Annotated in this window: 1 pseudogene; it reads right to left on the bottom strand. The window is 36.7% G+C overall.

Annotation, left to right across the window (positions count from 1 at the left end):
• Positions 1-313, bottom strand: a pseudogene (locus SB717_RS34735) (M3 family oligoendopeptidase); the annotation flags it as partial.

The following is a 313-nucleotide window of genomic DNA, read 5'->3' as shown; positions in this document are numbered from 1 at the left end:
CTTGACGTTGCCAAAAACCACCGCGCTCTAAATAATCATTATCCTCATAATCACGATGCGGTAAATATTTCTTCTCTATGTTACGCCATGCTGTCTTACGCTCTTCAGGTGATGCTTCAGGATTTTCATATACATAATGTTGATATTCATCAACAGATACACCATAAGGTAAAAACAGAAGTGCTGAACTTAAGTGAGAGAAGTAATATTTATCTGCATCTTCTTCAAAGAATAGCTTCATCCATGGCCATGTAAAGAATTCCATACTCATAGAGTGGATTTCACATGCCTCATATGTTGGCCAATTATATTC

This window comes from Priestia sp. SIMBA_032, assembly GCF_046535215.1.
Taxonomy (GTDB): domain Bacteria; phylum Bacillota; class Bacilli; order Bacillales; family Bacillaceae_H; genus Priestia; species Priestia aryabhattai.
The sequence above is the reverse complement of the archived record's forward strand: the minus strand, read 5'-3'. Positions and strand labels throughout refer to the sequence as shown.